This window comes from Nocardioides endophyticus, assembly GCF_039543845.1.
In the GTDB taxonomy this organism is placed as follows: Bacteria; Actinomycetota; Actinomycetes; order Propionibacteriales; family Nocardioidaceae; genus Nocardioides; species Nocardioides endophyticus.
In genome coordinates this window covers 235,095-259,658 of record NZ_BAABKN010000009.1, presented here as the reverse complement: position 1 = coordinate 259,658, position 24,564 = coordinate 235,095, and the positions used below count along the sequence as shown (strand labels likewise).

Here is a 24,564-nt window from a genome sequence, read left to right as displayed (position 1 = left end):
GGGCGCGTTTACCGTCGAACAGTTCACCACCACCCTAGGGCCTGAGGCCCCGGACCATGGGATCAGGGCAGAGGTTCGTCCCCGGGGCGGCTCTGCTCGTAGCGCCGGTCGTCCACACGACGGGCGGCGGCACGGACCTGCCGGCTCGCCTCTCCGTCGAGGCCGAGAGCGTCGAGCGGCCCGATCGCACGGGCCCGTTCGGCCGCGATCAGGCTGCCGACCCGGCGCTCCAGGTCGGCACGGCCGCGGGCGATGAGGCCGGCCGAGTGGTCGGCGCCGAAGACCGCGTTGAGCAGGGTGCGGCCCACCTCCGCGCCGCTCTCCGTCTCGGCCGGCGCCGTGTCGGCGAGGACGGTGACGGCCAGCGTCACGGCCAAACCGCGGGCGCCGTACGCCAGGTAGCGAGAGGTACGACGCTCGGCATCGCCCGCCTTCACGAGCTCGGTCAGCTGCTGCTGCCAGGCCCGGACCTCGCCCTCGACGCTGCGGCGCAGACCGCCGGACGCCCTGCTGAGGTCATCGTCGGTGACCGCCAGGACCGGGCCGGCGGTGCCGAGCTCCGTCCAGGCCGCCACGGTCGCTGTGGCCGCGCCCTCGGCGTGGTCGAGGACCATCAGCTCGACGGCCGACTCGATCGCGACCGATACCCGCTCGGCCTGCTGACCGGAGCCCTTGACCGCGTTGACGAGCCGGTCGCGGATCAACCCGACCCGGCCTTCGAGCGAACGCAGCAGCTCGCCGGTCCCGGCGAACTCGCGCCACCGGACGGCGACCTCACCGCGCAGCAGCGTGCCGTCTGTCGCGGCGGACACCGCACCTTGCTCTGCCTCGGCGTACGCCGTCATGGCGGCCTCGCGGAGTGCCTCCGCAGCGCCCTGCTGCTGGGCGAGGGCGTCAGCGAGCCCGTGCGCCTGGCGAGCCAGCGAGCGCACGGTGCCGTCGAGCGTCTGGCGCACGACGGCCGATCGGGCGCTGGGGTCCTTCGCCAGCGACACCAACCAGGCGCGCACGTCGGCGACCACCTTCGCGTCGAGCAGGCCGTCCTCCGAGACGGGCGCCTCGGCCACGGTGAAGAGCGGAGAGTCCTTGAGGCCACGGCTCGCCAGCATCCGAGCGAGGTGCGCGGAGACGGTGCGCACGTCGGAGGACGGCGTACGGTCCAGGACGATCGCGACCGAGGTTGACCGCTCGGCGGCCGTCTTGAGGTGCTCCCACGGGACCTGATCGGAGTAGCGCGCCGCCGACGTCACGAACAGCCACAGGTCGGCCGCGGCGAGCAGCTGCGTCGCGAGCCGGCGGTTGCCCTCCTCCACCGAGTCCACGTCGGGAGCGTCGAGGATCGCCAGACCGGCCGGCATCGTGTCCGAAGCGACCAGCTGCAGGGAGTGGCGGTCGTCCGTCGCCTGCTCGACCCGGACGAGCTCGGGCAGCAGGCGGTCCTGGCCGAACCACTTGGCATCGGCGGGGTGGTGCACCAGCACCGCCGACCGCGTCGTGGGGCGCAGCAGTCCGGGCGCGGTCACCCTGCGACCGACCAGCGAGTTGACGAGGGTCGACTTGCCGGCGCCGGTGGAGCCGCCGACGACCGCGAGGAGCGGCGCCTCCACCGTCATCTGACGCGGCAGCACGTAGTCCTCGAGCTGGTTGATCAGCTGCTGTCGTGAGACGCGCAGCTCACCGGCACCCGGTACGTCAAGCGCGAGCGGCGCGGCCTTCAGCGCGTCGTGCAGCTGCACGAGCGCGGTCAGCATGCGTGAGTCGTGGTCGGGAGGCACCGTCACGGGGTGAGTCATCTGGTCGGTACCACCTGTCCGGGGAACGCGATCGACGGACGGAGCGCGTCGATCCTCTGGAGGAACTGTTGGCCGCGAGCCGCATAGTCGGGTGGCGGCGTGCCTCGCAGGTAACGGTAGTGGAGAAACCCGAGCTCGATGGCGGCCTGCTGGTAGTCGCGCATCGCGCGTTCGCCGCTCCTGCCTCCCCGCTGGCGTGCGTACGACCTGCTGCGGCGGCGGGCGGAGAGGTCCACGACCCACCCGATGTCGGTCTCCGGGACCAGCCCGCGGGCCGCCGCGTCGGTCAGCGCCGAGGCGAGCATCCGGCGCTCGGAGCGCCGCGACCAGACCGCGAGACTGACGACGGCGATCAGGGCCGGGGTCATGAAGACGAGGTACGCGACGGCGAAGTGCCCGAACCCGGACGACGTGGAGATGTTCCAGATGGCGTGGGCGACGACGGCGCAGACGTAGCCGGCGACCGGCCACAGCACGCGTCCGCCCGTGGTGCGCGAGCTCACGGCGAGCCCCACCCCGATGCCGGTGAACGTGGTGAAGAGGGGGTGCGCGAACGGGCTGATCAGGCACCGCAGGATGAACGTCGTCGTCACCGCCTCGGTGCCACCCGGGCCGATCCCGTCGGTGCCGTTGTACGCCGCGGCGAGGTAGAGGATGTTCTCGGTGAAGGCGAAGCCGACGCCGACCATGCCGGCGTACACGATGCCGTCCAGGACACCGTCGAGCTCCGAGCGGCGCCACCAGAGCAACAGGAAGAGGAAGACCCCCTTGCAGGCCTCCTCGGTCACCGGGGCGACGACCTCGAGCGTCTCCCGCTCCGTGAAGCCGCCGACCAGTCCCCCGACCCCCTGGAGCAGGATCGCGGCCGCAGTGGCGACGAAGCACCCCCACAGCAGGCCGGCAGCGAGCAGCATGCGGGGCTCGGGCTCGTAGCGGTCCAGCCACAGGTAGCAGGCGACGATCGGCCCGACCGGGACCGCCGCGAGGAGCGTCGCCAGCGCAATGCTCGACGGTGCGCCCGAGAGCGCCACGATGGCGAAGATGACGAGGGCGCCGACACCGACCAGCACCGTGACCACGACCGTGAACGCGACCGACGACGCGGCGCTGACACGGCGGGTTCCGGGCATGGGCGGCAGCCTATCGGGGGTCTTCGGGACGCCCGGAAACGCGGCGTACAGTGGCCGGGTGAGCGAGAACGAGACCGGTACCGAACCCAAGACCGAGTCGCACGACCCGGCCGTCCCGGCAGCGTACGCCGCGTTCATGCGGGAGGGCTGGGGCGAGCGTGAGCTCGACCTTCCCGTCGCCGCGGTCGCGGGCCCGGCGGCACAGCGTCGTACCCGGCTCGCCGAGGCGTTCCCCGGCGAGCGGCTGGTGCTTCCGGCAGGCGGCTTCAAGGTGCGTTCCTACGACACCGACTACCGCTTCCGGCCCGACACCGCCCACACCTACTTCTCCGGCAACCAGACCAGCGACGCCGTCCTGGTCATCGCCGACGGCGAGTCCGTGCTCTACGCGAGACCCCGCTCGTCGCGGGACACCGACGAGTTCTTCCGGGACCGGCAGTACGGCGAGCTCTGGGCCGGCCGTCGCCCGTCGCTGAAGGAGATGTCGGACTCGCTGGGACTCGAGGTCCGCCACATCGACCAGCTCGACGCCATGTTGCAGGGCACCGGCAAGACCCGCGTCCTGCGAGGGCTCTCGGCCCACGTCGACCGGATGGTCGCCGCCGACGAGACGCGCGACAGCGACTTCGCCCGGGTCGCCTCCGAGCTGCGCCTGATCAAGGACGACTGGGAGGTCGCGCAGCTCCAGGAGGCGTGCGACATCACCACGCTCGGCTTCGAGGACGTCGTCCGCGAGTGGGACCGCGTGCTCGAGTTCGGCGAGCGCTGGGTCGAGGGCACCTTCTTCCGACGCGCCCGCGCGATGGGCAACGACATCGGCTACGACTCGATCGTCGGTGGCGGGAAGCACGCCACCACGCTGCACTGGATCGAGAACTCCGGGCCGATCACGCCCGGCGAGCTGGTGCTGCTCGACATGGGCGTCGAGAACACCTCGCTCTACACCGCCGACGTCACCCGCACCCTGCCCGTCGACGGCACCTTCACCGACCTGCAGCGGGAGCTCTACGACCTCGTGTACGCCGCGCAGCAGGCCGGCATCGAGGCGCTCAAGCCGGGTGAGACCTTCCGGGTGGGCCACAACGCCGCGATGGACGTGCTCGCCCACGGGCTCGAGGACCTCGAGCTGCTGCCGGTCAGCGCCGAGGAGGCGCTCGACCCCGAGAGCCGGGTCTACGCCCGCTGGACCCTGCACGGCACCAGCCACATGCTCGGCATGGACGTGCACGACTGCGGCCAGGCCGCACCCGAGTCGTACGCCGAGGGCACCCTCGCCGAGGGCATGGTGCTGACGGTCGAGCCCGGGCTGTACTTCCAGGAGGACGACCTCCTGGTCCCCGAGGAGCTGCGCGGCATCGGCATCCGGATCGAGGACGACATCCTCATCACGGCCGGCGGATCACAGAACCTCAGCGCCGCTCTCCCCCGGACCTCCACCGAGGTCGAGGAGTGGATGGCCCGCCTGCGCGGCTGACCACCCCCTCCTCGCCGTACGACGTCAGGCGCAGCTGGGCCAGGCGCCCCAGCCCTGACCGTTCTGGATCCGCTCCGCGACCTTGATCTGCTCGCGCTTGGTGGCGCCGTGTGGGTAGCGGGCGAACTTGCGGCCGCCGTACCCGTCCCAGGTGGACTTGCTGATCTGGAGGCCACCGAAGTAGCCGTTGCCGGTGGCGATGTGCCAGCGGCCCCCGGACTCGCAGTGTGCGATCCGGTCCCACTTCCGGATCGGGGCCGCCTGGGCAGATGTGTCCATTGCCACGACGGGGACGAGCGTGGTCGCCGCCAGGGCGGCAGCGGACGCCAGAGTGCGCATGCGCATGTGTTTCTCCTCGACGCCTGCGGAGTTAGCTGTCGGGTTCGGGCGGAGATTGCCCGGCCGCGCGTGGCGGCTGCACCCCAAGGGTCGTCGTACGACCCGGAGACCTGGGTCCCCCGTCCCCGTCCTCGGTGTTCGAGTCACCCACTGCCGGACGGGGCTCGGCGTGGCGGCGGGCGGCCCCGGTCTGCCGGGACCCCTCGACGGTAGGTCGAGAGTCGCGCTCATCCAAATTGCCTGGGCCGAAACTCGCTCAGTTGCCTCTCAGGCCGGGCTGTCACCCTGAGGCGTGCCCGATCACTCCCTCTCGCCGCGTGCCCACGCCCTGCTGACCCGCGTCGAGGCGTGGTCCAACGCCGGCCCGGTCCGCGCCGTGATGGTGAAGGTGCTCGTCACGGTCGGCGGCCCGCTCCTGATCGCCGCCGGCGTCGCGATGCTGGTCCTTCCCGGACCCGGGCTCGTCGTGATCGCTCTGGGCTTCGCGCTGCTCGCGCTCGAGTACCAGTGGGCGCGCCACGCCCTCGGCCTCCTCGGCCATGGGCTGTCCCGGGTCCGCGCCGTTGTCTTCCCCCGCGAAGGCTCCCGCGCCCGCCGCATGGCCGGTCTCGTCGCCACCGCCGGCTTCATCGTCGCCACCACCGCGGCGACCTCGGCGATCACAGCACTGATCGGCACCCAGGCCCTCGCCTGACCCCCGTCACGGAGTGCTGAGCAACGGCCCCGGCCACGGCGTCGACCTCGCCATGGTCAGCGCCCGCTTCATCATGAACGGGTCGGCCTGGTTGTAGAGCCAGGGTCGGCCGAACCAGACGAAACCGTCGACGTAGCGCCGTGCCAGGGCCCGGTCTCCCTCCGACAGACCCCACCTCGGGTCGGCGGTGCGGACGGTCGGCGGGATCCCGAGGGTGACGCACCGGGTCTGGATGGCGGTGCGGCAGACGCGGGCGTTGTCCTTCAGGTCCTTCCTGCCCTCCGGGATCATGTCGTTCCACATCGTCGGGCGACCGCTCTTCGCGGTGTCGATGATGAAGTGCTTGGTCCCGTAGCCAGCACGCCGCAGCGCCGCCACGATCTTCGTCCCGTGGGCGATGTTCTCGGCGGGCCCGGTGTAGTGCGTCGAGTCGAGGGCGAAGCCGCGGGCGTACTCGACGCCGGTGCTCATGAGGAGCTGCGCGCACCGCTCGGGGTCGTTGCCGCGACCGTTCTCGCACCAGTCGGCGGCGCCGGCGTCGATGTAGACACTGGTGCGGGACAGCGCGGACAGCCTCTGGGTGGCGTACGTCAGGAGCCGCGACTTCGCCGCCCTGTCCGGCGTGCACCAGAGGAACGGCCCGTCGGGCTGCATCACGACGAGCATCGGGGTGTCCGCGATGCCCGCGGCCAGCTCGTTGATCCAACGCTTGTAGCTGCGCCTCTCCTGCGGCGTCGAGCGCCGCTCACAGGCCTCGTGCTCCCACGGCTTCATCCGGAATACGGCGATCTGGACGAGCTTGTCCGGATCGCCCGCCTGGGCGGACGCGATGTGGCTCTCGGCGGTTGCCCGGATGCCGTTGTCGGGGACGAACGTCCCGTACCACTTGGTCTTCGGGCGCATCCCGATCTTCGCCAGCAGCTCGCGCTTCTTCCCGTTCGAGGCGAGGAACGGGCCCGACGTCTGGTCCTGCGGGCCCTGATAGACGCCCCAGACCCGGTCGGCCAGCGGGTTCGACCTGTTCTCGTCGTACGGTCGCTCGGCCTGCTGCCACACCTCTGTCGACGGCGCGAGCGTCCCCCGGGCGTACGCCGTCGCGGGCGCGTCCACCTGGGCGGATGCGAGCGAGTACGGCGCGCCGACGATCCCGCTGACGCAGGCGAAGGCGAGCACGGTGGTGACGGCACGTCGCAGACCGAGGCGGCGGAAGAGCATCTGTGGAACTCCAGGGTTCAGGGTCCGGATGGCTCAGGGTGCAGTCCGGACGCCGTACGCCTTCACAGATCGGCAGGCCTGCCTGCGAGATGAGGCTTACAACCGGCTAGGGCAGGCGGACTATCAGGTCCTCGACACCGGCCACGGCCGCGACCAGGACAAGCAGCGCGACCAGCACGCACCACGCCGCTGCCTGGACATCCCGAGTTGGGTGATCGCCTCGCTGCACAGTCATGACATTCCCTCCGTCGCCCGGCCGAGTTCCGGTCGACTAGCGATCCCATCGTGCTCCGGCTGACGACGGACCGTCGATCCCTCCCGGATCACGAGTCGGACACAAATCCTCCGACGGCCTCGGGTCCGGTTGAGCGGACTCCTACCCGTCCACGGCGGGCACCGCGCACAGCCACGATCGACTGGGTGCCAGACCGCCGTGCGCTCTGGTGCATACTGACCCGGGCGGTTTCTAGCCGGGCGGAACTACACCGGGGTCATGCCGAGGGTTGTTCCGACCGTAGTTCCGACCCTTGGCCTCCGTAGCTCAGCTGGATAGAGCAGCGGCCTTCTAATCCGCTGGTCGCAGGTTCGAGTCCTGCCGGGGGCGCCATCCGGAACCGCCGATCGACCTGCGCACCTAGAGAGTCGCGACGCGCATGGAGCACGTGGCGTGACGCCTGGCTGGAATCGAAGACAACTGGGGCTCGAGTCCTAGAGGCTGAGCACATGGCTCTCGTCGAACTGGCTCCCCTGGGTGACTAGCGCGTCCCGTCGGACTCGGCGTAGCAGGCCAGCGGCGCACCAACACGTGTCTGCGCGACATCTCCTGGCTCAGCGCCGCCGACATCGCGAGGAAGAGGTCCGCGCTGATCGTGAAAGGGACGCGCTTCTCAGGTCGGAACGTGCCAGTGCGTTGGACCGAGTATCGAGGGAGCGCGCCTCGGAGGTCAGGTCCAGGCAGCTGGGCCGCGCTCGTCGCGGTGTCGGCGCTTCGGCAGCGTTGCTTCTGCTCTGCCTGTACGCAGTGGCCCGACTCGGGCCGGTCCTGGTCGCACCGAATCCAGCCCCGTACGAGGCTGCCGACTACCTCTCCGTCCTCATCGAGATAGACGCGGACGTTGGATTCACCGAAATGGCCCCTATCATCTCGTGGCACATCGCACCGCCGGATGCGACCGGCAGGCTGAGCACGTTCACCTTCGGATTCCAGGACGATCTCACCCGTCAGGGGCCGACCAGAGTGTCGGCGACCATCCGCGGATCGAGTCGAATCCTCCAGAAGTGCGGCGTCACCGTCCCGGGCTCCGGCGGTCAGATCGACGTCCCGATCGACTCCTTCGTCGGATCCCTCCGCGGTTCATCGACGGCTGAGGTCACGCTGTCCTCGGACGAGGCCAGCAGTGACACCGCCGTCTTCTGCGAGATCGATCCGGCCGACCTCTGGCGCGACCATGCCGGCACCAGGTCGCTCAGCGTGCCTTCTGTCGACGTCGTGTTCCCGACAGGCAAGAGCATCACGCAGAAGCGCCAGGTCGAGAGAGTCTGGAGCGAGCAGTTCGACCCCATGCGGGTCGTTGTGCTGGGCGGCTCGAACTTCCAGTACGAGAACGCCAGCCAGCCGACGACCGGCGGCTTCTCTCGCGTGGGCGACGTCAGCTGGCACGTCCCGTTCCACCCGACGCGGGGCATCGGAAGGTATGAGACCGCGACCCGCGACTGGACCTTTCGAGCGCAGAGATTCTCGGCGTCGTTCAACGACGTGACCTGGAACCAGACGTTCAACCTGGCGCTTCTCGTCACCGGCTTCACGCTGGGCCTCATCCCCACCCTGTTGATCTGGATGGGCAACGCGGCGTTGCGCTTGCGTCGACTCCGCGACACCTAGCCAGAGGACACCATCGCAGCCGTCGCACTCTGCGCCATCTAGGTCCGCGTACTCACGACAGCGACCACCGCCCGATGGGTCAATGAGCGCATGGCCCGCTACGCAGACCCGTTCTCCTGTCCCGACTGCAGCGCGCGACTACCGATCGACGTGTCCCGGTGCCCGAGCTGCCGGATCGATCTGCGCGGTCCTCTCGCCTCCGAGCTGCTGCAGACGTTGCGCAAGGCCGACGATCTGCTCGCGCGGTTGCGGACTGAGTCCGCGAAGCAGCCGGCGGCCGCCGAGCGCACGCCGTACCCGGCTCCGACGCCTGCTCCCCGACAACGGCGGGGTCTGAGCGGCGCCTCGGTGCCACGGATTCTGCTCTCGCTCGGAGCGCTCTGCCTGCTCGTCGCCGCGGTGATCTTCCTGGCAGTCGCGTGGACCTGGCTCGGGGTCGGAGGGCGTACGGCGGTGCTCGTCGGCCTCACTCTCGTGAGCGGTGGCCTCGGGGTCGCCTTGGGCCGGCGCAAGCTGCGGGTCGCCGGCGACGCGCTGACGACCGTCTCGCTCGGACTGCTGGCCCTCGACGTCGTCGGCGCCGACAACGCGGGGTGGCTCGGGGGCCTTTCCGACGGTGTCCTCGTCGCCGTCAGCAGCGGCACGGTGCTGGTCGCAGCACTCGCGCTCAGCACCGCCACCCGCCTCGGTGCCCCGCAGTTCGTCGCGGCGCTCGCCCTGTCCGGCGTCGGCTTCGGCCTCCTGGGTGCGACTGAGCGGTGGCAGCTGGTCGCCGCACTCGTCGTGGTCGGGTACGCCGCCCTGGCGGCGCTCACCCGACTCCACTCGCTGATGATCCTGTGGGTCGCCGCTCTGGTCGGCGGCGGACTGTGGTGGGCCGGGTTTGCTTTCTCGGGGCTGAGCGAGGCAACCAGCAATGCCACCTGGCGCGCGCTGTGGCTCGACGGCCACGGCTACGCGCTACTCGCTGCATCGCTGCTCGTGCTGCTCCCGCTCCTCGTCGACCGCAAGCACAGGTTCGTGGTCCAGGCCCTGACCACCTGTGCTGCCGTACTGGTCACCATCACCGTCGCGGTGCCGGCCGTCGACGAGAGCGCAACGACCTTGGCCCTGACGGGGCTCGCAGTGCTCGCCACCTGGACCGCGGTCGCCGTGGTCGCGCCCTCCCGGTGGCGGATCGTCGCGCTGGTCTCGATGGCACCGGGCGCCGCGCCGGTCCTGAGCGTGGTGGCAGCACTCGCGGTCCAGGCGGCGGTCAACGCCGCCAACACCGCTCCCCCGTTCACCGCCACGGTCGGCCTGCGGCTCGGCGACCCCGACCCCGTGGCAGCACCGCTCCTCCTCGCAGTCGGTGTCGCCGCGCTCGTGGGTGCTGTCGAGGCGCTGGCATCGCGGACCGGGACCCTGCTCGTCGCTGGCGGCACGCTCGTCGCGGTCAGCGTGGTCGCCACACTAGCGCTCTACCCGGTCCCCCTGTGGGTCATCACCACCGGACTCGCCGCGATCAGCGCGGCGCTCCTCGCCGACGCCGTACGCCGTGGAGATGCGGTGGGTGCGGTCGAGGCCAGTGCCAGCGGCCTCGTGCTGCTGGCCGCCCTCGCCGTGGCGGTGCCGAGTCCCGCACTGACCACCGTCGTTGCCGCCCTGGGCGTCGCCGCAGCCGCAGCCGTCCGGTGGCGCGGCGCCTTCTCGATGGCCGCCGAGGCCGGCGGTCTGCTTCTCCCGATGGCGGCGGGCGGCCTTGTCTGGTCGGGCCTGGCAACGGCCGGCGTGGCGCCGGAGTGGCGGGCGCTGCCTGTGCTCGTCCTCGTCGGCGTGCTCGCGATCGGCCTCGCCGAGCACGAGGTCGAGGTCGGCTCGGCGCTGGCGGCGCTCGTCGCGGCGAACGGCGCCATCGCGGCGGCCGGCGACACCTCCGTTTCCTTGGCGCCCCACCTCACCGTCGCCGGCGCGATGGTGACCGCGAGCTCACTGATCCATGCGGACCGGCGCCAGCTCGGTTGGCCCGGAGGCGCCCTGCTCGCCGCCGCGACGTGGGTGCGGCTCGCCGACCTCGGCGTCGAGGCTCCCGAGGCCTACACCCTGCCGAGCGCCGTGGCGTTGCTGATCCTCGGCCTCGTGCGGCTCCGTCGCGACGAGACGATGACCACCGCGCGGGCGCTCGGCCCGGGTCTGGTCCTGGCGACCGTGCCGTCGCTGCTGTGGGTCCTGGTCGACCCGGTCACGACCCGCGCGGTGCTCCTCGGAGCCGGCTGTCTGGTGCTCGTGCTCATCGGCGTCCGGCTCCGCTGGAGCGCACCGCTCGTCGTCGGGTCGGTGGTCGGCGCGCTGCTGGTGCTGCGCGAGCTGGCGCCGTACGCCGGAGCCGTGCCGCAGTGGGCACTCATCGGGGTCGCCGGCACCCTGCTCACCGTCGTCGGCATCACCTGGGAGCACCGCATCCGCGACGTCCGGTACGCCGCCGGCTACCTGCGCCGGTTGCAGTGAGCGTCAGCGCTGCGAGTGCGGCACCACGCTGCGGACCCGGTCCGGCTCAAAACCGTGCCGTATGCCCCACGCGACCGCCTGCGCGCGCCGGCTGACGGCGATCTTGCGGTACGCCGTGCGGATGTAGGTCTTCACCGAGTTGATCGACAGATACGTGCGCTGAGCGATCTCCCGGTTGCTCAACCCCTGGGTGATCAGCGCGAGTACCTCCGCTTCGCGTGCGCTCAGCCCGAACTCCCGCCCGGGCCACTCGCCGTTGGCGGTGCGCTCCCCCGACTCTGTCGACTCGGGCGGGGTCACGGTCTCGCCGCGCTGGACGGCCTCGATCCCGGCGACGACCTGCTCGGCGTCCAACCCCTTGGAGAGATAGCCGGCAGCGCCGCGCTCGAGAGCGGCACGCACGAGCTGCTCGTCCAGGTTCCAGCTGAAGATGATGACCTTCGCGTCGCCGCCGCGCACCAGGTCGTCGAGGTCGACACCGTCGCCCTGAATGGCGGCGAAGGTGTCATAGAGGATCACGTCGACGTCGCTCAGCACCGGCAGGCTCGAGTCGAGCTCCACCACGCTGATGCGGTCGCGGTGGGGGGCGAGCATGGCCGCGACGCCCGCGACGACGATCTCGTAGTCGTTGACGACCGCGACCCGGATCGGAGGAGGCGACATGTGGCACATGTTATGCCCCGACACGCGCGCCAATGCCCTGCAGCGGCACCGCCGAGCGATACAAAGGACTCGGCCCCGCTTGGTATGAGCTCGCGGGGCCTTAATCATCTCCCGGCGTACTGGTCGATCTCCGTGAGGATCCGGGACTTGGTCGCGTCGTCCGCGAAGGACGCGCGTACGGCGCTGCGAGCCAGGTCGGCTACGCCGGCCTCGTCGAGCTCGAGCAGGTCGGCCGCGATCTCGTACTCGCGGTTCAGCGTGGTGTTGAACATGGGCGGGTCGTCGGAGTTGACGGTGATCGTGACCCCGGCTTCGCGGAAGGCGCGGATCGGGTGGTCCTCCAGCCGAGTGACGGCCCGGGTCGCGATGTTCGACGACGGGCAGACCTCCAGCGCAATGCCGGTCTCGGCGAGATGGGCCAGCAGCGCGGGGTCCTGCGCCGACGACGTGCCGTGCCCGATCCGCTCCGCCCCGAGCAGTTGGATGGCGTGCCAGACCGTCTCCGGCCCGGTCGTCTCACCCGCGTGCGGCACGCTGTGCAGGCCGGCGGCGCGAGCGGCGTCGAAGTGCGGCTGGAACTGAGGCCGCGGCACCCCGACCTCCGGACCGCCGAGACCGAAGCCGACCAGGGCGTCCGTGCGGTGGTTGAGCGCGTAGTCGAGGGTCGCGTCGGCCGAGGGAACGCCGAACTCCCCCGGGATGTCGTAGATCCAGCGCAGCACCAGCCCGAAGTCGCGTTCGACCGCGACCCGGGCGTCCTCGATGGCCTCCGTGTAGGCCTCGATCGGCATCCCCAGCTCGTCGCTGTCGGGCCGCACCGAGGTGTACGGCGTGCACGTGAGCTCGGCGTACCGCAGCCCCTGCTCGGTCGCCATCTCGCGGCCGACCTCATGGGTGAGGTAGCGGATGTCCTCCGGAGTACGGATCAGGGCGACGACGGCGAGGTAGACCTCGATGAAGTGTCCGAAGTCGCGGAACTCGAAGAACCGGCGCAGCTCCTCCGGGTCGCTCGGAACCGTCCCCGGGTGCCGTTCGGCGAGCTCGGAGACGATGCGCGGCGACGCGGAGCCGACGTGGTGGACGTGGAGCTCAGCCTTGGGCAGCTTGGCGATGAAGTCGGACAGCATCAGGCGATGATCGCAGGGCCTACTGGAGCTTGGCGATCAGGTTCTTCGCGATGTCCTCGACGGTTCTGCCGTCCTGGAACACCTCGCCGTTGAGGAGCACGGTCGGCGTGCCCTGCAGACCGGTGTCGACCGCCGACTTGGTGGCCCGCTCGACCCAGTCCGCCCCGTCGTTGTTAGAGATCGCCTCCCGGACGTCGGCGTCCTTGGCTCCGGCCTCGACCGCCAGGTCCGCCAGGTCGTCGTCGCTGGGGAAGGGACCCTTCTCCTCCGGCTGGTTCTCGTACAACAGGTCGTGGAACCTCTTGGCCACGTCTGCTCCGGACTTGTCGAGCACGATCGAGAAGGCGCCCGCCGAACGTGCCGAGTAGTCGCCGAGGCTGGAGAGCCAGTTGAACGGCCGGTACTCCACCTGGACCTTGCCGTCGGCCGCGAGCTGCGTGAAGTCATCTCGACTCGCGGCCTCGAGGTCACCGCAATACGGGCACAGGAAGTCCTCGTAGATGACGACCTTGTTGGGCGCGTCGTCGGGACCGATGGTCAGGCCGAACTCGCTGCCGGCCGACGGAGCGTCGACGTCAGTCGTGCTGTCGAGACTGCGCGAGATGAAGTAGCCGCCCAGGATGATCACGAGGATCACGCCGACGACCCCGCCGACCATCAGGTTGCGCCGGCGCTTCTCCTGCCGCTCCTGCTCGGCGAGTGCAGCGGCGGCGCGGCTGGCGCGGTCGTTGGTGCGGTTCTTCTTCGACATCAGGATCCTTCGGGCACGGGCGTACGGCGGAAGAGGACGGAGTCCAGCGACAGCTTGGTGGACGGCAGCCAGACCAGGAACAGGGACGCGGCCAGCAGGGCGGCGTCGCGGGCGATCTCCCAGGGGTACTGCGACGCCGCGTCGGGATCGGCCCCACCGCCGCCGAAGCAGCCGCAGTCGATGTTGATCCCGCGCGCCCATACCGAGGCGATGCCGATGATGAAGGCGACGAACAGGACGGCCGAGATCACGGCGGCACCCCGGGTCAGCAGGCCGATCACCAGCATCACGCCGACGACGAGCTCGATCACCGGCAGCAGCTGGCCCACCGGGGTGACCAGGCTGCCGGGCAGCAGCTGGTAGGCGCGGACGGCAGCGACGCTCTGGGCCGGATCGGTGACCTTCAGCCCGGCAGCGACGATCCACACCCCGCCGACGACCAGGCGCAGCAGCAGGCCCACCCATTCCTTCACAGAAGGAACCCTAGGGGCTCTGTCTGAGTCGTGTCTGAGAGGCGAAGGTCCCGATTCCCCGAAGGCCGTCTCGCAGGTCGCGATGGCCATGCAGCAGCCGGTCAGCAACACGGCCTGGAAGAACCGCCGGGCCGAGGTCTACTACCGGTAGGCGCTGTCACACCACGTCAGGGAGCCCTGCGGCCGGTCGGTCGCAGGGCTCCCGGCGTAGGGTGCCTCTCGTGAATGACCGACTCGTCTGGATCGACTGCGAGATGACCGGACTCGACCTCGGCGCCGACGCGCTCATCGAGGTCGCGGCCCTGGTGACCGACTTCGAGCTCAACGTGCTCGGTGAGGGCATCGACATCATCGTCAAGCCGCCGCCGGAGGCGCTCGACCAGATGAACGACTTCGTGAGCGAGATGCACGAGAAGTCCGGACTCACCCGTGAGCTCGACTCCGGCGTGACGCTCGAAGAGGCCGAGGAGCGGGTCCTCTCCTACATCAAGGAGCATTGCCCCGAGGGCAGCCGTCCTCCGCTGGCCGGCAACACGGTCGCCACCGACCGTGCCTTCCTGGCCCGCGACATGCCCACCCTGGAGACCTTCCTCCACTACCGGATCGTCGATGTCTCCTCGATCAAGGAGCTGTCGCGGCGCTGGTTCCCTCGCGCGTACTTCCAGGCGCCGGCGAAGCGCGGCAACCACCGCGCCCTCGCCGACATCCAGGAGAGCATCGAGGAGCTGCGCTACTACCGCGAAGCCGTCTTCGTGCCCTCGCCCGGTCCGGAGAGCGACGTCGCCCGCGCCATCGCGGCCCGCCACGGCGGCGCTCTCACCGGCCTGACCGGGGACGAGAGTCCGGTTGCCGAGGTCGATTCCACGAACGGCAAGTAGTTCCCCTACACTTTCTCCTCGGTCCCACTGGGACCAACGTGGTGGGTATAGCTCAGCTGGTAGAGCGCCGCCTTGTGGTGGCGGATGTCGCGGGTTCGAGTCCCGTTACTCACCCCAGTCATGCGAGCCCCTGACCTGTACTGACAGGTCAGGGGCTCGATGCCTTTCACAGGTACCCCAAGGCCTGTCTCACGGGTGATACATTGAGGTCGTGGGTGCCACTCCCGATCGCCTGATCTCCGTCCGCGACCTCCGCAACCGCGGAGGCGACGTCCTGGCGCGAGTGCAGCACGGCGAGACACTCACCATCACCAGCGATGGCGCACCGGTTGCGGAGCTGCGGCCGCTCCCCCGGCGAAGCCGCTCCGCCTCAGAACTGGTGGCTCGCAGGAAGAGCCTCCCCCCGGTCGACGCCGATGCGCTGCGGGCTGACGTCGACTCAGTCCTGGATCAGTCGCTGTGACCGCGCGCCCGCATGATCGGGGAGTTCTCGACACGAATGCGGTCATTCGTCTCGGCGAGGTCGATCCGCAGCGTCTCCCCATCGAGTCCATCATCACCACCGTCACACTGGCGGAGCTGACCGTCGGCCCCCTGGTCGCCGTCGATCCGGCCGACCGAGCTGCGCGCCAGCAGCACCTCCAACAGGCGGAGGCAGACTTCGGAGACCCGCTGCCCTTCGATGCCGCCGCTGCGCGTGCCTTCGGCCCCATTGCCGCCGCTCTGCGCGCAGCCGGCCGGAAGCCGAAGGCCCGCGCTTTCGACGCCATGATCGCCGCAGTCGCCATCAGCGAGGACCTGCCGCTCTACACCCTCAACGCCAAGGACTTCGCCTCGACCGGGGCCGAGATCGTCGACCTGAACCTCCCCCTGCCAACCACCTAGTGGATGTCGCGGGTTCGAGTCCCGTTGCTCACCCGAGTCGGGCGGGGCGATCAGCCCTGGCTCTCGGCCTTCCTGCGCCGCTCCGCCTTCGCGATCGTGTCCTCGACGATCGAGTTGATCCGGGCGCCGTTGGGCCAGCCGGCGTAGTGGCAGAGGAAGATCACGATCTCGCGCAGCTGCTCGTCGTCGAGCTCGCCGGCGGCGTACGCCGCGGGGATCTGGATCGTCAGCACGTCGTGGCCACCGCTGCCGGCGAGGAGGCCGATGAGCAGCAGCCGCCGGTCCCGGTCGGTGAGGCCGGGGCGGTTCCAGATCTCGGCGAAGAGGTGGTCGGCCGTGATGCCGAAGAAGTCACCCGCGCCGTCGGTCATGTCGAAGCCGTAGACCGACTCCATCTTCTCCAGACCGCGTCGCCGCTGCTCCGAGAGGTCGTCGAACTTGCCCACTAGAGTCCCAGTCCCTTTCCGAGGCGGGCGAGCGCCTCGCTTGCCATCGGTACGTCGACGTCGAGCTCGTCCGCGAGCGCGATCGCGAACGTCAGGTCCTTCTCCCCCAGCGCGGTGACGTGCTCGAACACGCCGTACCAGAAGTCGTCCTTGGCGATCGGCGCCGTCGTCGCGCGGTGCATGATCGCGCCCGGCCCCCCGGTGATTGCATCGGTGTGGCGCACCACCTTGCCGAGCTCGACCAGATCGAGGCCGGCGGCCTCGGCGAGACGTTGCGCCTCAGTCGCCGCGGTGAACGCGACGAAGTGCATCAGGTTGCGAGCCAGCTTGAACTTCGTGCCGGACCCGATCGGTCCCGCGTGCGTGACCAGCGAGCCCATCGCGTCGAGCGCCGGGCGGGCAGCCGCGAAGGCCTCGTCCGACCCGCCGACCATGATCGCCAGCGTGCCGTCGGCGGCGCCCATCGCGCCGCCGCTGACGGGCGCGTCGACCACCTGGACACCGTGTCGGGCCGCCGTGTCTGCCAGGGCAGCGGGAGTGTCCGGGGCCACCGTCGAGTGGATGACGACGGTGTGCCCGTCACCGGCCACGCCGAGCGCCTCGCCGAGCACGTCGCGCACCTGGTCGTCGTCTCGGACCATCACGCAGATGACCTCTGCCTGGCTCGCGAGCGTGGCCACGCTGGTCGCCGCACGGGCGCCGGCCCTCTCGAGCTCGGCGACCGGGTCGGGCGCGACGTCGTACACGGTCAGCTCGATCTCGTCGCTCGCCGCGAGCCGCAGCGCCATCGGCTTGCCGATGTTGCCCAGCCCGATGAACCCAACGCGTGTGGTCATGCTCGGAACGTCTGTCCGCCGTCGACGGCGATGATCTGCCCGGTCACCCACGACGACTCGTCGGAGAGCAGGAAGAGGCAGGCACCGACCATGTCCTCGGGCTGCCCCATCCGCTTCAGGGCGAGGCCCTTGACCAGGTCCTTGGCCGCCTCGCCGGCCTGCGTGCGGGTGGCAGCGGTGTCGGTCGGGCCGGGAGCGATGGCGTTGACCCGGATCTTGAGGCCGCCGAGCTCGTGCGCGAGCTGCTGCGTCAGGCCGTTGACGCCGACCTTGGCGAGGCCGTAGAAGCCGGAGTAGAGGTACGCCGCCGTCGAGCTCTGGTTGACGATCGAGCCGCCGCCGCGCTTCTGGATCTCGGGGTAGACCGCGCGGGTCATCACCAGAGCGCCGTCCATGTTCACCGACATGAACTTCTTGTAGTAGTCCCAGTCGACGCTGATCAGCAGGTCGAAGGCCATGTCGCCGTAGATGGCGGCGTTGTTGACCAGCCCGTCGATGCCGCCGTACGCCGCGACGGCCGCCTCGGCCATCGCAGCCGCAGACTCGTGCGAGGAGACGTCGGTGCGCACGAACAGCGCCGTACCCCCGGCCGCCTCGATCTCCTTCGCGACCCGCTCGCCGGACTCGACGTTGAGGTCGGCCACGACGACCGAGGCACCCCTCGACGCCGAGCGCCTTGGCGTACGCCTCACCGATGCCCTGTGCCGCGCCGGTCACGACGACGACCTTGTTCTCGAACCTGCTCACTTGCTGTCTCCTCTTCGCTCACTGGGTTTCGGGCGTTCGCAGGCTCACGCCGGGAAGGCCAGCGTCTTCGTCTCGAGGTACTCCTCGAAGCCGGCGACGCCCATCTCCCGGCCGATGCCGGACTGCTTGTAGCCACCGAACGGCGCATCCGGGCTGAACCACACCCCGCCGTTGACGGCGATCGTCCCGGTGCGGATGCGCGCGGCCACGGCCTTCGCCCGCTCGATGTCGCCGGAGTCGACCGACCCGGAGAGGCCGTACGCCGAGTCGTTGGCGATGCGTACGGCGTCGTCGTCGCCGTCGTGCGGGATGACGACGAGCACCGGGCCGAAGATCTCCTCCTGCGCCAGGCGCGAGGAGTTGTCGAGCCCCGCGATGACCGTCGGCTCGATCCAGAAACCGTCCTGGTCGATCACGTGCCCGCCGGTCGCGAACGTCCCACCCTCCTCGACCGCGAGCTTCAGGTAGGCCTCCACCCGGTCGCGCTGGACCGCCGAGATGACCGGGCCGCAGATCGCACCCGGGTCAGCCGGGTCCTTGGCCCCGATGGACTCCATCGTGGCCGCGGCGACCCGCACGGCCTCGTCGTACTTCTCGCGAGGTACGACGAGCCGCGTCGTGATCGCGCAGCCCTGACCCGCGTGGATGCACGCCGTGAACGCCGTGGCGCCCGCGACCGCGGAGACGTCGGCGTCGTCGAGCGCGATCGCGGCAGACTTGCCGCCGAGCTCGAGGAACACCTTCTTCAGCGTCGGAGCAGCGGCCGCCATGATCGCCCGGCCGGTCGCCGTAGAGCCGGTAAAGGACACCATGTCGACGCGGGGGTCGGTCGACAGCACGGCCGCGACCTCGTTGGAGAGCGGGGTGACCAGGTTGAAGACACCGGCTGGGATGTCGGTGTGCTCCGCCACCAGTCGCCCCAGCTCGCAGGCCACCCACGGGGTGTCCGGCGCGGGCTTGAGGACGACCGTGCAGCCGGCTGCGAGCGCCGGACCGACTTTGGCGAGGTTGATCTGGGTCGGCACGTTCCAGGGCGTGATGGCGGCGACGACGCCGACCGCCTCACGGCGTACGGTGCGGCGGCTCTTGATCCCCATCGGCTTCGCGACGCCGAGGTCGCTCTCGAACTCGTAGGACTCCAACATGTCGGTCACCCACTTGAGCCCCTCGACCGGCACGTCGAAGCCGGCGGCGCCCATCATGAAGCCGGGCATGCCGACCTCGGCGGTCGTCAGGTCGCGGAACGCCTCGGCGTTGTCGAGCAGCGCCTGGTGTAGCTGACGAAGGCACCGGACCCGGAAGTCCGCGTTGGTCGACCAGTCGGTCTCGTCGAAGGCCCGACGGGCGGCAGCGATCGCCCCCTCGACGTCCGCTGCGCTCCCGTCTGGTGCCTGCCCGATCTCCAGACCCGTGGCGGGATTGAGGATCGGGTACGTCGTACCGTCGGCCGATCCGACGAGCTTGCCGTCGATCAGCTGCTGAGGTGCGGGAGGAAACGCGCTCATGCCGTGGCCTCCGGAGCCTTCTGCTGGGTGATGTGCTCGCCGGCCTCGACCGGCGGCGGCCACACCGAGGACGGGATGTCCTGGTAGCGGTAGTGCCCGGGGACCTTGAGCCCGCCGACCGACATCCGCTTGAGCAGCGTGTCGGGGGCCTTGCCGGCCTCGACGATCGCCATGAACGTGTGGGCGGTCGACGGCATGTCGAACCAGTCGCGCTGCCAGGCGATCTTGATCAGCCCGTCGTCCGCCCCACCGACCTGGCGCTCGAAGCCGAACCAGCTGCCGCCGATGCCGAGGATCTCGTACTCCTGACCGGCCTCGTCGAGGATGCCGGACCTCTGCTTCCAGAAGCCGACAGCCATGCTCTTGGCGTCGTCGATCATCGTGCACTGGTAGTCGTAGTGCCAGCCGTCGAGGCCGTCCATCTCGATGCCGATCGCCCAGTCCCGGATCTGGTCGCGGCCGACTGCCATGAAGTGCTCGTCGGGGCTGTACATCCAGCCGTACGTCGCGTCCTCGGCGTACCACTCGGCCATCGGCCGCCAGTCGCCGGTGGCCTCGACCTGCCGGTTGATGTCGAGCCAGGTCTCCCAGAACTCCTCGATCTCAGCGCGGGTCAGACTCACTGTTCCTCCTCGATGGCCAGCGCCATGGCTGGGCAGTACGTGACGGCCGACTCGACCTGCGGGCGCAGGGAATCGTCGGGGTGCTCCTGGAGTACGACGACCTGGTCGGTGTCGTTGTCGAAGTCGAAGACGCCGGGCGCCTCGCCGGTGCACATCTGGTGGCCCTGGCAGAGACCCAGGTCGGCCACGACACGGAAGCTCATCGGGCTCTTCCCCGGACTGGGGCTGTGGTGCCGTGGGTCGAGCAGCGAGCGCCAGCAAGCGTCGTCGAGAGCCCCGCGCTCACTTCTGCCTCCGCCGGTACTTCACGCGGCACGGCTGCTCGAGCTGGATCACCATCTTGGAGGTGTCGTCGCGGTAGGAGTCGGCAGGCTGCGCCATCTCGAACTCGTAGTCGCGCAGGATGACCGAGAAGATCGCCTTCATCTGCATCATCGCGAACGCGTTGCCGACGCAGCGGTGCTTGCCGGCCCCGAACGGGATCCAGGTCCAGCGGTTCTGCAGGTCCTCCTGGCGCTCGTCGAGGTAGCGCGACGGGTCGAACCGCTCCGGCTCCGGGAAGTCCTCGGCGATCCGGTTCGACACCCGCGGCGACGCGGCGACGACGGTGCCGGGGGCGATCAGGTGCCCGGCCAGCTCGATCTCCTCGGCGACGACGCGCATCAGGATGATCAGCGGCGGGTGCAGGCGCAGGGTCTCCTTGAGCGCCGCCTCGAGCTGCGGGATCGAACGCAGGGCCTGGAAGGACACCTCGGAGCCGTCGGCGTACAGGTGGTCGAGCTCAGCCACGACGTCCTTCATGACACCGGGGTTGCGCATCAGCTCGATCAGCGCCCAGGACGCCGTACCCGATGAGGTGTGGTGGCCGGCGAACATCATCGAGATGAAGATGCCGGTGATGTAGTCGGCGGACATGTCGATCGAGATCAGTACGTCGAGCAGGTCGCGGTCCTCGCGCGGCACCTTCCCCCGAACGACCCGCTTGTCGATGATCCCCTGCACCAGCTCGACCAGCTTCTCGCGCGCGGCGTCGCGGAGCCGGAAGGACTCGATCTCCATGTAGGGATCGACGTACGCCAGAGCGTCGGTGCCGCGCTCGAGCTCGTGGTAGTAGTGCGCGAAGGACGAGTCGAGCTCCTCGCGGAACGGCTTGCCGATCAGGCAAGCCGAGGTCGTGTAGATCGTCAGCTCGGCGAACCAGTCCAGCAGGTCGATCTCCCCCTCGTCGCCCCAGTCGGCGACCATCCGGTTGATCTCGACCTCGATGGTCGCGGCGTGGCCGCGCATCATGTCGCCGCGCAGCGCCTGGTTCTTGAGCATCTGCTGGCGTTCCTCCGGCGAGGCGTCGAAGACGACACCCTTGCCGAAGATCGGGGTCATGAAGGGGTACGCCGCGGCCTGGTCCAGCGTCGAGTCGGGGGCCCGGAAGAACTGCTCGTTGGCCTCCGCGCCCGACACGAGCACGACGTCCTTGTCGGCGAGCTTGAAGCGGCCGATGTCGCCGCACTCGGCGCGCACCCGCTCGAAGAGGCCGATCGGGTCGACCCGCATCTCGGCGAGGTGGCCGTAGCCGTCGTCCGCGACGACGTACGAGACCTCCTGGATGTTGCTCATCGGTCCTCTACAGGGGCTTCGGGTGAGACTTCGATCAGGTTGAGGTGCACGCCGCGAGGAGCACGGACGACGGTGGTGATCGCGTCGGCGAGGGCGGCGGGCTTGAGGAAGTGCGGATGACGGGCGAGGCCGAAGCGCACCCACTGGTTGAGCACGAACGCCGCCTGGTCGACGTCCCAGTCGGTGCCCATCTCACTCCACGTCGGGCCGGGGCGCACGATCGAGGCGCGCACGCCGGTGCCCTCGAGCTCCATCTGGACGGCGTTCGCCATGCCCTCGAGGCCCCACTTGCCTGCGGCGTACGACGACATGAACGGGCGGGCCCGCACGGCCACGTCGCTGGAGACGAAGACGAAGTCGCCGCGCCGACGCTCGACCATGCCGGGCACGAAGGCCCGCACGAGACGCTGCGCGCCGACCAGATTGAGGTCGATCTCGCGGGCGAACCGGTCAGTCTCGACCTCGTGGACGGTGCCCGGTGCCACCGCGCCGGCGTTGCTGATCACGATCTCGATGTCGCCCAGGTCGGACGCGACGGCCTTGGCGAAGGCGGTCACCGACTCGTCGTCGGTGACGTCGAGGGCGTGCACGCTGGCCTCGCCGCCGTCGTCGCGGATAGCGGTCGCGACCTCCTCGCACTTGTCGGTACGACGAGCGCCCAGCGCCACTGGGTAGCCGCTCGCCGACAGGGCGAGCGCCGTTGCCGCGCCGATGCCCGACGAGGCGCCGGTGACGACGGCGGGCCGTCGGTCGGGATGTGCGTACTTGCCCATCAGCGCATCCCCATCGTGACCGGCATCGACGCGAAGCCACGGACGTTGATCGAGTGCACTCGCCGGCAGGCGTCGTGGTCGACGTCGACGCGGGCGACCCGGCGTACGACCTCGCGCAGCGCGATCTGTGCCTCGAGCCGAGCCAGGTTGGCGCCCAGGCAGAAGTGCCGGCCGCCTCCGAAGCTGAGCAGCTGGGCGACCTCGTCCTTGTCCCGGAAGATGTCGAAGCGGTCGGGGTCGGAGAAGACCCGGTCGTCGCGGTTCGCCGAGCCGATCACGATGACCAGCTTCGAGCCCGCCGGCGCGACCTTGCCGTGCAGCTCGACGTCCTGCAGCAGGTGCCGGGCGAGCATCTGGCTGGACGTGTCGTAGCGGAGCGTCTCCTCGATCCACGGCACGACCAGATCGTCCGGCTGCGCCGGGTCGGCGAAGACCTTGTCGTACTGCTCGGGGTGCCGGGTCAGGTGGAAGAGGGCGTGCCCGAGCAGCTTCGTCGTGGTCTCGTTGCCCGCCACCACCATCAGGAAGAGGAACGCGATGATCTCCTCGTCCGTCAGCTCGTCACCGTCGATCTCCGCGGCCAGCAGTGCGCTGGTCAGGTCGTCGGTCGGCCGCTTCTTGCGCTGCTCGACCATGTCGGCGTAGTAGACGACGAGGTCGAGGCTCGCCTCCATGCCGGCGCGCGGCACGTCGTCGACACCGGGCTCTCGGTGCACGACCAGGTCGGCGAGGCGCCGCACCTCTACCCGGTCGGCCTCCGGCACGCCCATCATCTCGGAGATGACGTCCATCGGGAGACGGCCGGCGAAGTCGGTGATCCAGTCGAAGCTGCCCATCTCCAGGCACTGCGTCAGGTAATGGTCGGTGAGCTGCGCGATCCGCGGCGCGAGCTCGGTGACCCGGCGAGGCGTGAAGCCCTTCGAGACCAGTGACCTCAGGCGCTTCTGGCGCGGCGGGTCCATGCCGAGGAAGGACATCACCTTGTGGGCGTCGGGACCCCACGCACTCCTGTCGATCGAGACGCCCATCGCGTTGGAGTAGACGCCCTCGGTGCGTACGGCGTGCTGGACGTCGGCGTGTCGGGTCAGCACCCAGAAGTCGTGCTCCGAGTTGTGGTGCAGCGGGTCCTCGTCACGGCAGCGCCGGTAGACGGGATAAGGGTCCTCCTGGAACGCGTAGTCATAGGGGTCGAAGACGATCGGGCCCGCGTCCACCTGAGCGTTCATCAGTCGTTGCCCTTCATGATCACGGCGACGACCGCGTCCAGCCGGTCGCCCATCTCGGTGTAGGTCATCAGTCCCATGCCGCCCTGGAGGAGCGCGCCGGAGAACGCGAGCGTCACCGTCTCGACGACGTCGGGGTTCGCGCCCTCTCCGAGCGCGGCTCGGAAGCGGTTCACGAACTCGCCTCCGATGCGCAGCCGCAGCCTCGCGACGTCCGGGTCGGTGCCGAGGAGTGCGGGCGTGACGGCGGCCGCCAGCTCCGGTGCACCCGCCAGCCGGGTGGTGAGGTGCCGGGTCACCGACTGCAGCCGCTCGGTCGGGCCCGCGCCCGCCGGCTCGCGGTCGGCGTCCTCCGCGAGGAACCGCAGGAACAGCTCGGCGAAGAGGTGGTTCTTCGAAGCCAGATAGGTGTACGCCGTCGCTGGCGAGACCCCGGCCCTGGTCGCGACCGTGCGGACGGTCAACGCCTCGTGGCCGACCGCGCGCAGTTCCTCGAGGCCGGCGACGAGGAGTCGCTCGACCGTCTCGGCCTGCCGGGCGTTGAGGCCTTGACGGGGCTGGGCAGACACTTGGCTGGACATGTGTCTAGCGTGTCCTACTGGGCGCCCACCACGCAAGCATCTGGACCAATCCGGCGCTCCCGGATCTCCGGTCAGACGATCTCGACCACCATGGGGGACCGAGTCCTGGCCGAGTCGTACGGCGACGTCGCGGCCGATGACGCCCCCGCCCTGGAAGCTCTCAGCCCAGCACGAGGTCGTCGACATCGTCGGCGCGGACGCCGGACCGCTCGAGCCGGCACGGACCGCCACCTCGGCGAGCTGGAAGGCGTCGGCCCGCCCGACATCCTGGACCGCTGTCCAGACAATCGTCTACAACCCGATCCAGCTCCTGGACTCTCCCAGCCCGAGCGGCTCGACGCGTCGAGGTGGTCGAACATCGACGTTCACGAGCGGCACCCGGGCGGGCGACCCGGAGCAAGGTCGTCCATCTCATCGGCCGGTTA

26 protein-coding genes, 2 tRNA genes and 1 riboswitch are annotated in these 24,564 nt (G+C 69.9%); of the genes, 9 read left to right on the top strand and 19 right to left on the bottom strand.

The genetic code is table 11. From position 1 onward, the window contains the following. Positions 1 to 62: 62 nt before the first annotated feature. Together ABEA33_RS07255 and ABEA33_RS07250 are read right to left on the bottom strand one after the other, a co-directional pair. Entirely contained in the window at positions 63 to 1,793 is a 1,731-nt protein-coding gene (locus ABEA33_RS07255; RefSeq protein WP_345526060.1) for a dynamin family protein, read from the bottom strand. Beyond that, positions 1,790 to 2,923, bottom strand: coding sequence for a PrsW family intramembrane metalloprotease (locus tag ABEA33_RS07250; RefSeq protein WP_345526058.1), 1,134 nt, complete (start codon positions 2,921 to 2,923; stop codon positions 1,790 to 1,792). Before ABEA33_RS07250 ends, ABEA33_RS07255 begins: the two co-directional genes overlap by 4 nt. Before the next feature lie 58 nt (positions 2,924 to 2,981). On the opposite strand from ABEA33_RS07250, the gene ABEA33_RS07245 reads away from it, so the two are divergent. Then, a complete protein-coding gene (locus tag ABEA33_RS07245; RefSeq protein ID WP_345526056.1) occupies positions 2,982 to 4,397 on the top strand; it encodes an aminopeptidase P family protein in 1,416 nt (471 codons plus the stop codon). 24 nt (positions 4,398 to 4,421) lie between these two features. Here ABEA33_RS07245 and ABEA33_RS07240 read toward each other — a convergent pair whose 3' ends face one another. Then, positions 4,422 to 4,742: a transglycosylase family protein gene (locus tag ABEA33_RS07240; RefSeq protein ID WP_345526054.1), complete on the bottom strand. Its 321-nt coding sequence runs from the start codon at positions 4,740 to 4,742 to the stop codon at positions 4,422 to 4,424. Then, a riboswitch (cyclic di-AMP (ydaO/yuaA leader) is annotated at positions 4,742 to 4,883 on the bottom strand. It overlaps the preceding gene by 1 nt. A 145-nt stretch (positions 4,884 to 5,028) precedes the next feature. Between ABEA33_RS07240 and ABEA33_RS07235 the strand changes: the two genes are divergently transcribed. After that, on the top strand, positions 5,029 to 5,430 hold the full coding sequence (locus ABEA33_RS07235; protein ID WP_345526052.1) for a PGPGW domain-containing protein: 402 nt from the start codon (positions 5,029 to 5,031) through the stop codon (positions 5,428 to 5,430). A gap of 6 nt (positions 5,431 to 5,436) precedes the next feature. Here ABEA33_RS07235 and ABEA33_RS07230 read toward each other — a convergent pair whose 3' ends face one another. Together ABEA33_RS07230 and ABEA33_RS07225 are read right to left on the bottom strand one after the other, a co-directional pair. Then, complete coding sequence (locus tag ABEA33_RS07230) at positions 5,437 to 6,645, bottom strand: glycoside hydrolase family 6 protein (protein ID WP_345526050.1); 1,209 nt, start codon at positions 6,643 to 6,645, stop codon at positions 5,437 to 5,439. 106 nt (positions 6,646 to 6,751) lie between these two features. Continuing rightward, the gene (locus ABEA33_RS07225) at positions 6,752 to 6,880 is read right to left on the bottom strand and encodes a hypothetical protein (protein WP_345526049.1); all 129 of its coding nucleotides are present in this window, start codon (positions 6,878 to 6,880) and stop codon (positions 6,752 to 6,754) included. Positions 6,881 to 7,175: 295 nt separating this feature from the next. On the opposite strand from ABEA33_RS07225, the gene ABEA33_RS07220 reads away from it, so the two are divergent. From ABEA33_RS07220 to ABEA33_RS07210, 3 genes are all read left to right on the top strand, one after another. Continuing rightward, positions 7,176 to 7,252: transfer RNA gene (locus ABEA33_RS07220), tRNA-Arg, on the top strand. 522 nt (positions 7,253 to 7,774) lie between these two features. After that, the gene (locus tag ABEA33_RS07215) at positions 7,775 to 8,527 is read left to right on the top strand and encodes a hypothetical protein (RefSeq protein WP_345526047.1); all 753 of its coding nucleotides are present in this window, start codon (positions 7,775 to 7,777) and stop codon (positions 8,525 to 8,527) included. A 90-nt stretch (positions 8,528 to 8,617) separates the two neighbouring features. Then, positions 8,618 to 11,014: an SCO7613 C-terminal domain-containing membrane protein gene (locus ABEA33_RS07210; protein ID WP_345526046.1), complete on the top strand. Its 2,397-nt coding sequence runs from the start codon at positions 8,618 to 8,620 to the stop codon at positions 11,012 to 11,014. A gap of 3 nt (positions 11,015 to 11,017) precedes the next feature. Here ABEA33_RS07210 and ABEA33_RS07205 read toward each other — a convergent pair whose 3' ends face one another. From ABEA33_RS07205 to ABEA33_RS07190, 4 genes are all read right to left on the bottom strand, one after another. Next, positions 11,018 to 11,677, bottom strand: a complete 660-nt coding sequence (locus ABEA33_RS07205; protein WP_345526045.1) for a response regulator transcription factor — start codon at positions 11,675 to 11,677, stop codon at positions 11,018 to 11,020. Positions 11,678 to 11,781: 104 nt separating this feature from the next. After that, on the bottom strand, positions 11,782 to 12,804 hold the full coding sequence (locus tag ABEA33_RS07200; protein ID WP_345526044.1) for an adenosine deaminase: 1,023 nt from the start codon (positions 12,802 to 12,804) through the stop codon (positions 11,782 to 11,784). A 19-nt stretch (positions 12,805 to 12,823) separates the two neighbouring features. Beyond that, complete coding sequence (locus tag ABEA33_RS07195) at positions 12,824 to 13,555, bottom strand: DsbA family protein (protein ID WP_345526043.1); 732 nt, start codon at positions 13,553 to 13,555, stop codon at positions 12,824 to 12,826. Continuing rightward, positions 13,555 to 14,028 (bottom strand): MauE/DoxX family redox-associated membrane protein, encoded by a 474-nt coding sequence (locus tag ABEA33_RS07190; protein WP_345526042.1) that lies wholly within the window; start codon positions 14,026 to 14,028, stop codon positions 13,555 to 13,557. Before ABEA33_RS07190 ends, ABEA33_RS07195 begins: the two co-directional genes overlap by 1 nt. Before the next feature lie 221 nt (positions 14,029 to 14,249). On the opposite strand from ABEA33_RS07190, the gene orn reads away from it, so the two are divergent. The 4 genes from orn (at position 14,250) to ABEA33_RS07170 (ending at position 15,791) form a co-directional block, all read left to right on the top strand. After that, positions 14,250 to 14,906 carry an oligoribonuclease gene (gene orn / locus ABEA33_RS07185; protein WP_345526041.1) on the top strand — a complete coding sequence of 219 codons (657 nt, stop codon included), beginning with the start codon at positions 14,250 to 14,252 and terminating at the stop codon, positions 14,904 to 14,906. Positions 14,907 to 14,947: 41 nt separating this feature from the next. Then, a tRNA-His gene (locus tag ABEA33_RS07180) sits at positions 14,948 to 15,023 on the top strand. A gap of 94 nt (positions 15,024 to 15,117) precedes the next feature. After that, positions 15,118 to 15,369 carry a type II toxin-antitoxin system Phd/YefM family antitoxin gene (locus tag ABEA33_RS07175; protein ID WP_345526040.1) on the top strand — a complete coding sequence of 84 codons (252 nt, stop codon included), beginning with the start codon at positions 15,118 to 15,120 and terminating at the stop codon, positions 15,367 to 15,369. Next, positions 15,366 to 15,791 carry a type II toxin-antitoxin system VapC family toxin gene (locus ABEA33_RS07170; protein WP_345526039.1) on the top strand — a complete coding sequence of 142 codons (426 nt, stop codon included), beginning with the start codon at positions 15,366 to 15,368 and terminating at the stop codon, positions 15,789 to 15,791. Before ABEA33_RS07175 ends, ABEA33_RS07170 begins: the two co-directional genes overlap by 4 nt. A gap of 50 nt (positions 15,792 to 15,841) precedes the next feature. Here ABEA33_RS07170 and ABEA33_RS07165 read toward each other — a convergent pair whose 3' ends face one another. The 10 genes from ABEA33_RS07165 to ABEA33_RS07120 form a co-directional block, all read right to left on the bottom strand. Continuing rightward, positions 15,842 to 16,237, bottom strand: a complete 396-nt coding sequence (locus ABEA33_RS07165; RefSeq protein WP_345526038.1) for a carboxymuconolactone decarboxylase family protein — start codon at positions 16,235 to 16,237, stop codon at positions 15,842 to 15,844. Continuing rightward, complete coding sequence (locus ABEA33_RS07160; protein ID WP_345526037.1) at positions 16,237 to 17,073, bottom strand: NAD(P)-dependent oxidoreductase; 837 nt, start codon at positions 17,071 to 17,073, stop codon at positions 16,237 to 16,239. The genes ABEA33_RS07165 and ABEA33_RS07160 overlap by 1 nt, the downstream gene beginning before the upstream one ends. Further along, positions 17,070 to 17,717 (bottom strand): SDR family oxidoreductase, encoded by a 648-nt coding sequence (locus tag ABEA33_RS07155; RefSeq protein WP_345526036.1) that lies wholly within the window; start codon positions 17,715 to 17,717, stop codon positions 17,070 to 17,072. Before ABEA33_RS07155 ends, ABEA33_RS07160 begins: the two co-directional genes overlap by 4 nt. A 147-nt stretch (positions 17,718 to 17,864) precedes the next feature. Then, positions 17,865 to 19,325 (bottom strand): aldehyde dehydrogenase, encoded by a 1,461-nt coding sequence (locus ABEA33_RS07150; RefSeq protein ID WP_345526035.1) that lies wholly within the window; start codon positions 19,323 to 19,325, stop codon positions 17,865 to 17,867. Continuing rightward, positions 19,322 to 19,948 (bottom strand): nuclear transport factor 2-like protein, encoded by a 627-nt coding sequence (locus ABEA33_RS07145; RefSeq protein WP_345526034.1) that lies wholly within the window; start codon positions 19,946 to 19,948, stop codon positions 19,322 to 19,324. Before ABEA33_RS07145 ends, ABEA33_RS07150 begins: the two co-directional genes overlap by 4 nt. After that, positions 19,945 to 20,151: a ferredoxin gene (locus ABEA33_RS07140; RefSeq protein WP_345526033.1), complete on the bottom strand. Its 207-nt coding sequence runs from the start codon at positions 20,149 to 20,151 to the stop codon at positions 19,945 to 19,947. The genes ABEA33_RS07145 and ABEA33_RS07140 overlap by 4 nt, the downstream gene beginning before the upstream one ends. 79 nt (positions 20,152 to 20,230) lie before the next feature. Then, positions 20,231 to 21,562: a cytochrome P450 gene (locus tag ABEA33_RS07135; protein ID WP_345526032.1), complete on the bottom strand. Its 1,332-nt coding sequence runs from the start codon at positions 21,560 to 21,562 to the stop codon at positions 20,231 to 20,233. Then, positions 21,559 to 22,335: an SDR family oxidoreductase gene (locus ABEA33_RS07130; protein WP_345526031.1), complete on the bottom strand. Its 777-nt coding sequence runs from the start codon at positions 22,333 to 22,335 to the stop codon at positions 21,559 to 21,561. Before ABEA33_RS07130 ends, ABEA33_RS07135 begins: the two co-directional genes overlap by 4 nt. Continuing rightward, positions 22,335 to 23,561, bottom strand: coding sequence for a cytochrome P450 (locus ABEA33_RS07125; protein WP_345526030.1), 1,227 nt, complete (start codon positions 23,559 to 23,561; stop codon positions 22,335 to 22,337). The genes ABEA33_RS07130 and ABEA33_RS07125 overlap by 1 nt, the downstream gene beginning before the upstream one ends. Then, complete coding sequence (locus ABEA33_RS07120) at positions 23,561 to 24,139, bottom strand: TetR/AcrR family transcriptional regulator (protein ID WP_345526029.1); 579 nt, start codon at positions 24,137 to 24,139, stop codon at positions 23,561 to 23,563. The genes ABEA33_RS07125 and ABEA33_RS07120 overlap by 1 nt, the downstream gene beginning before the upstream one ends. Positions 24,140 to 24,564 lie beyond the last annotated feature (425 nt).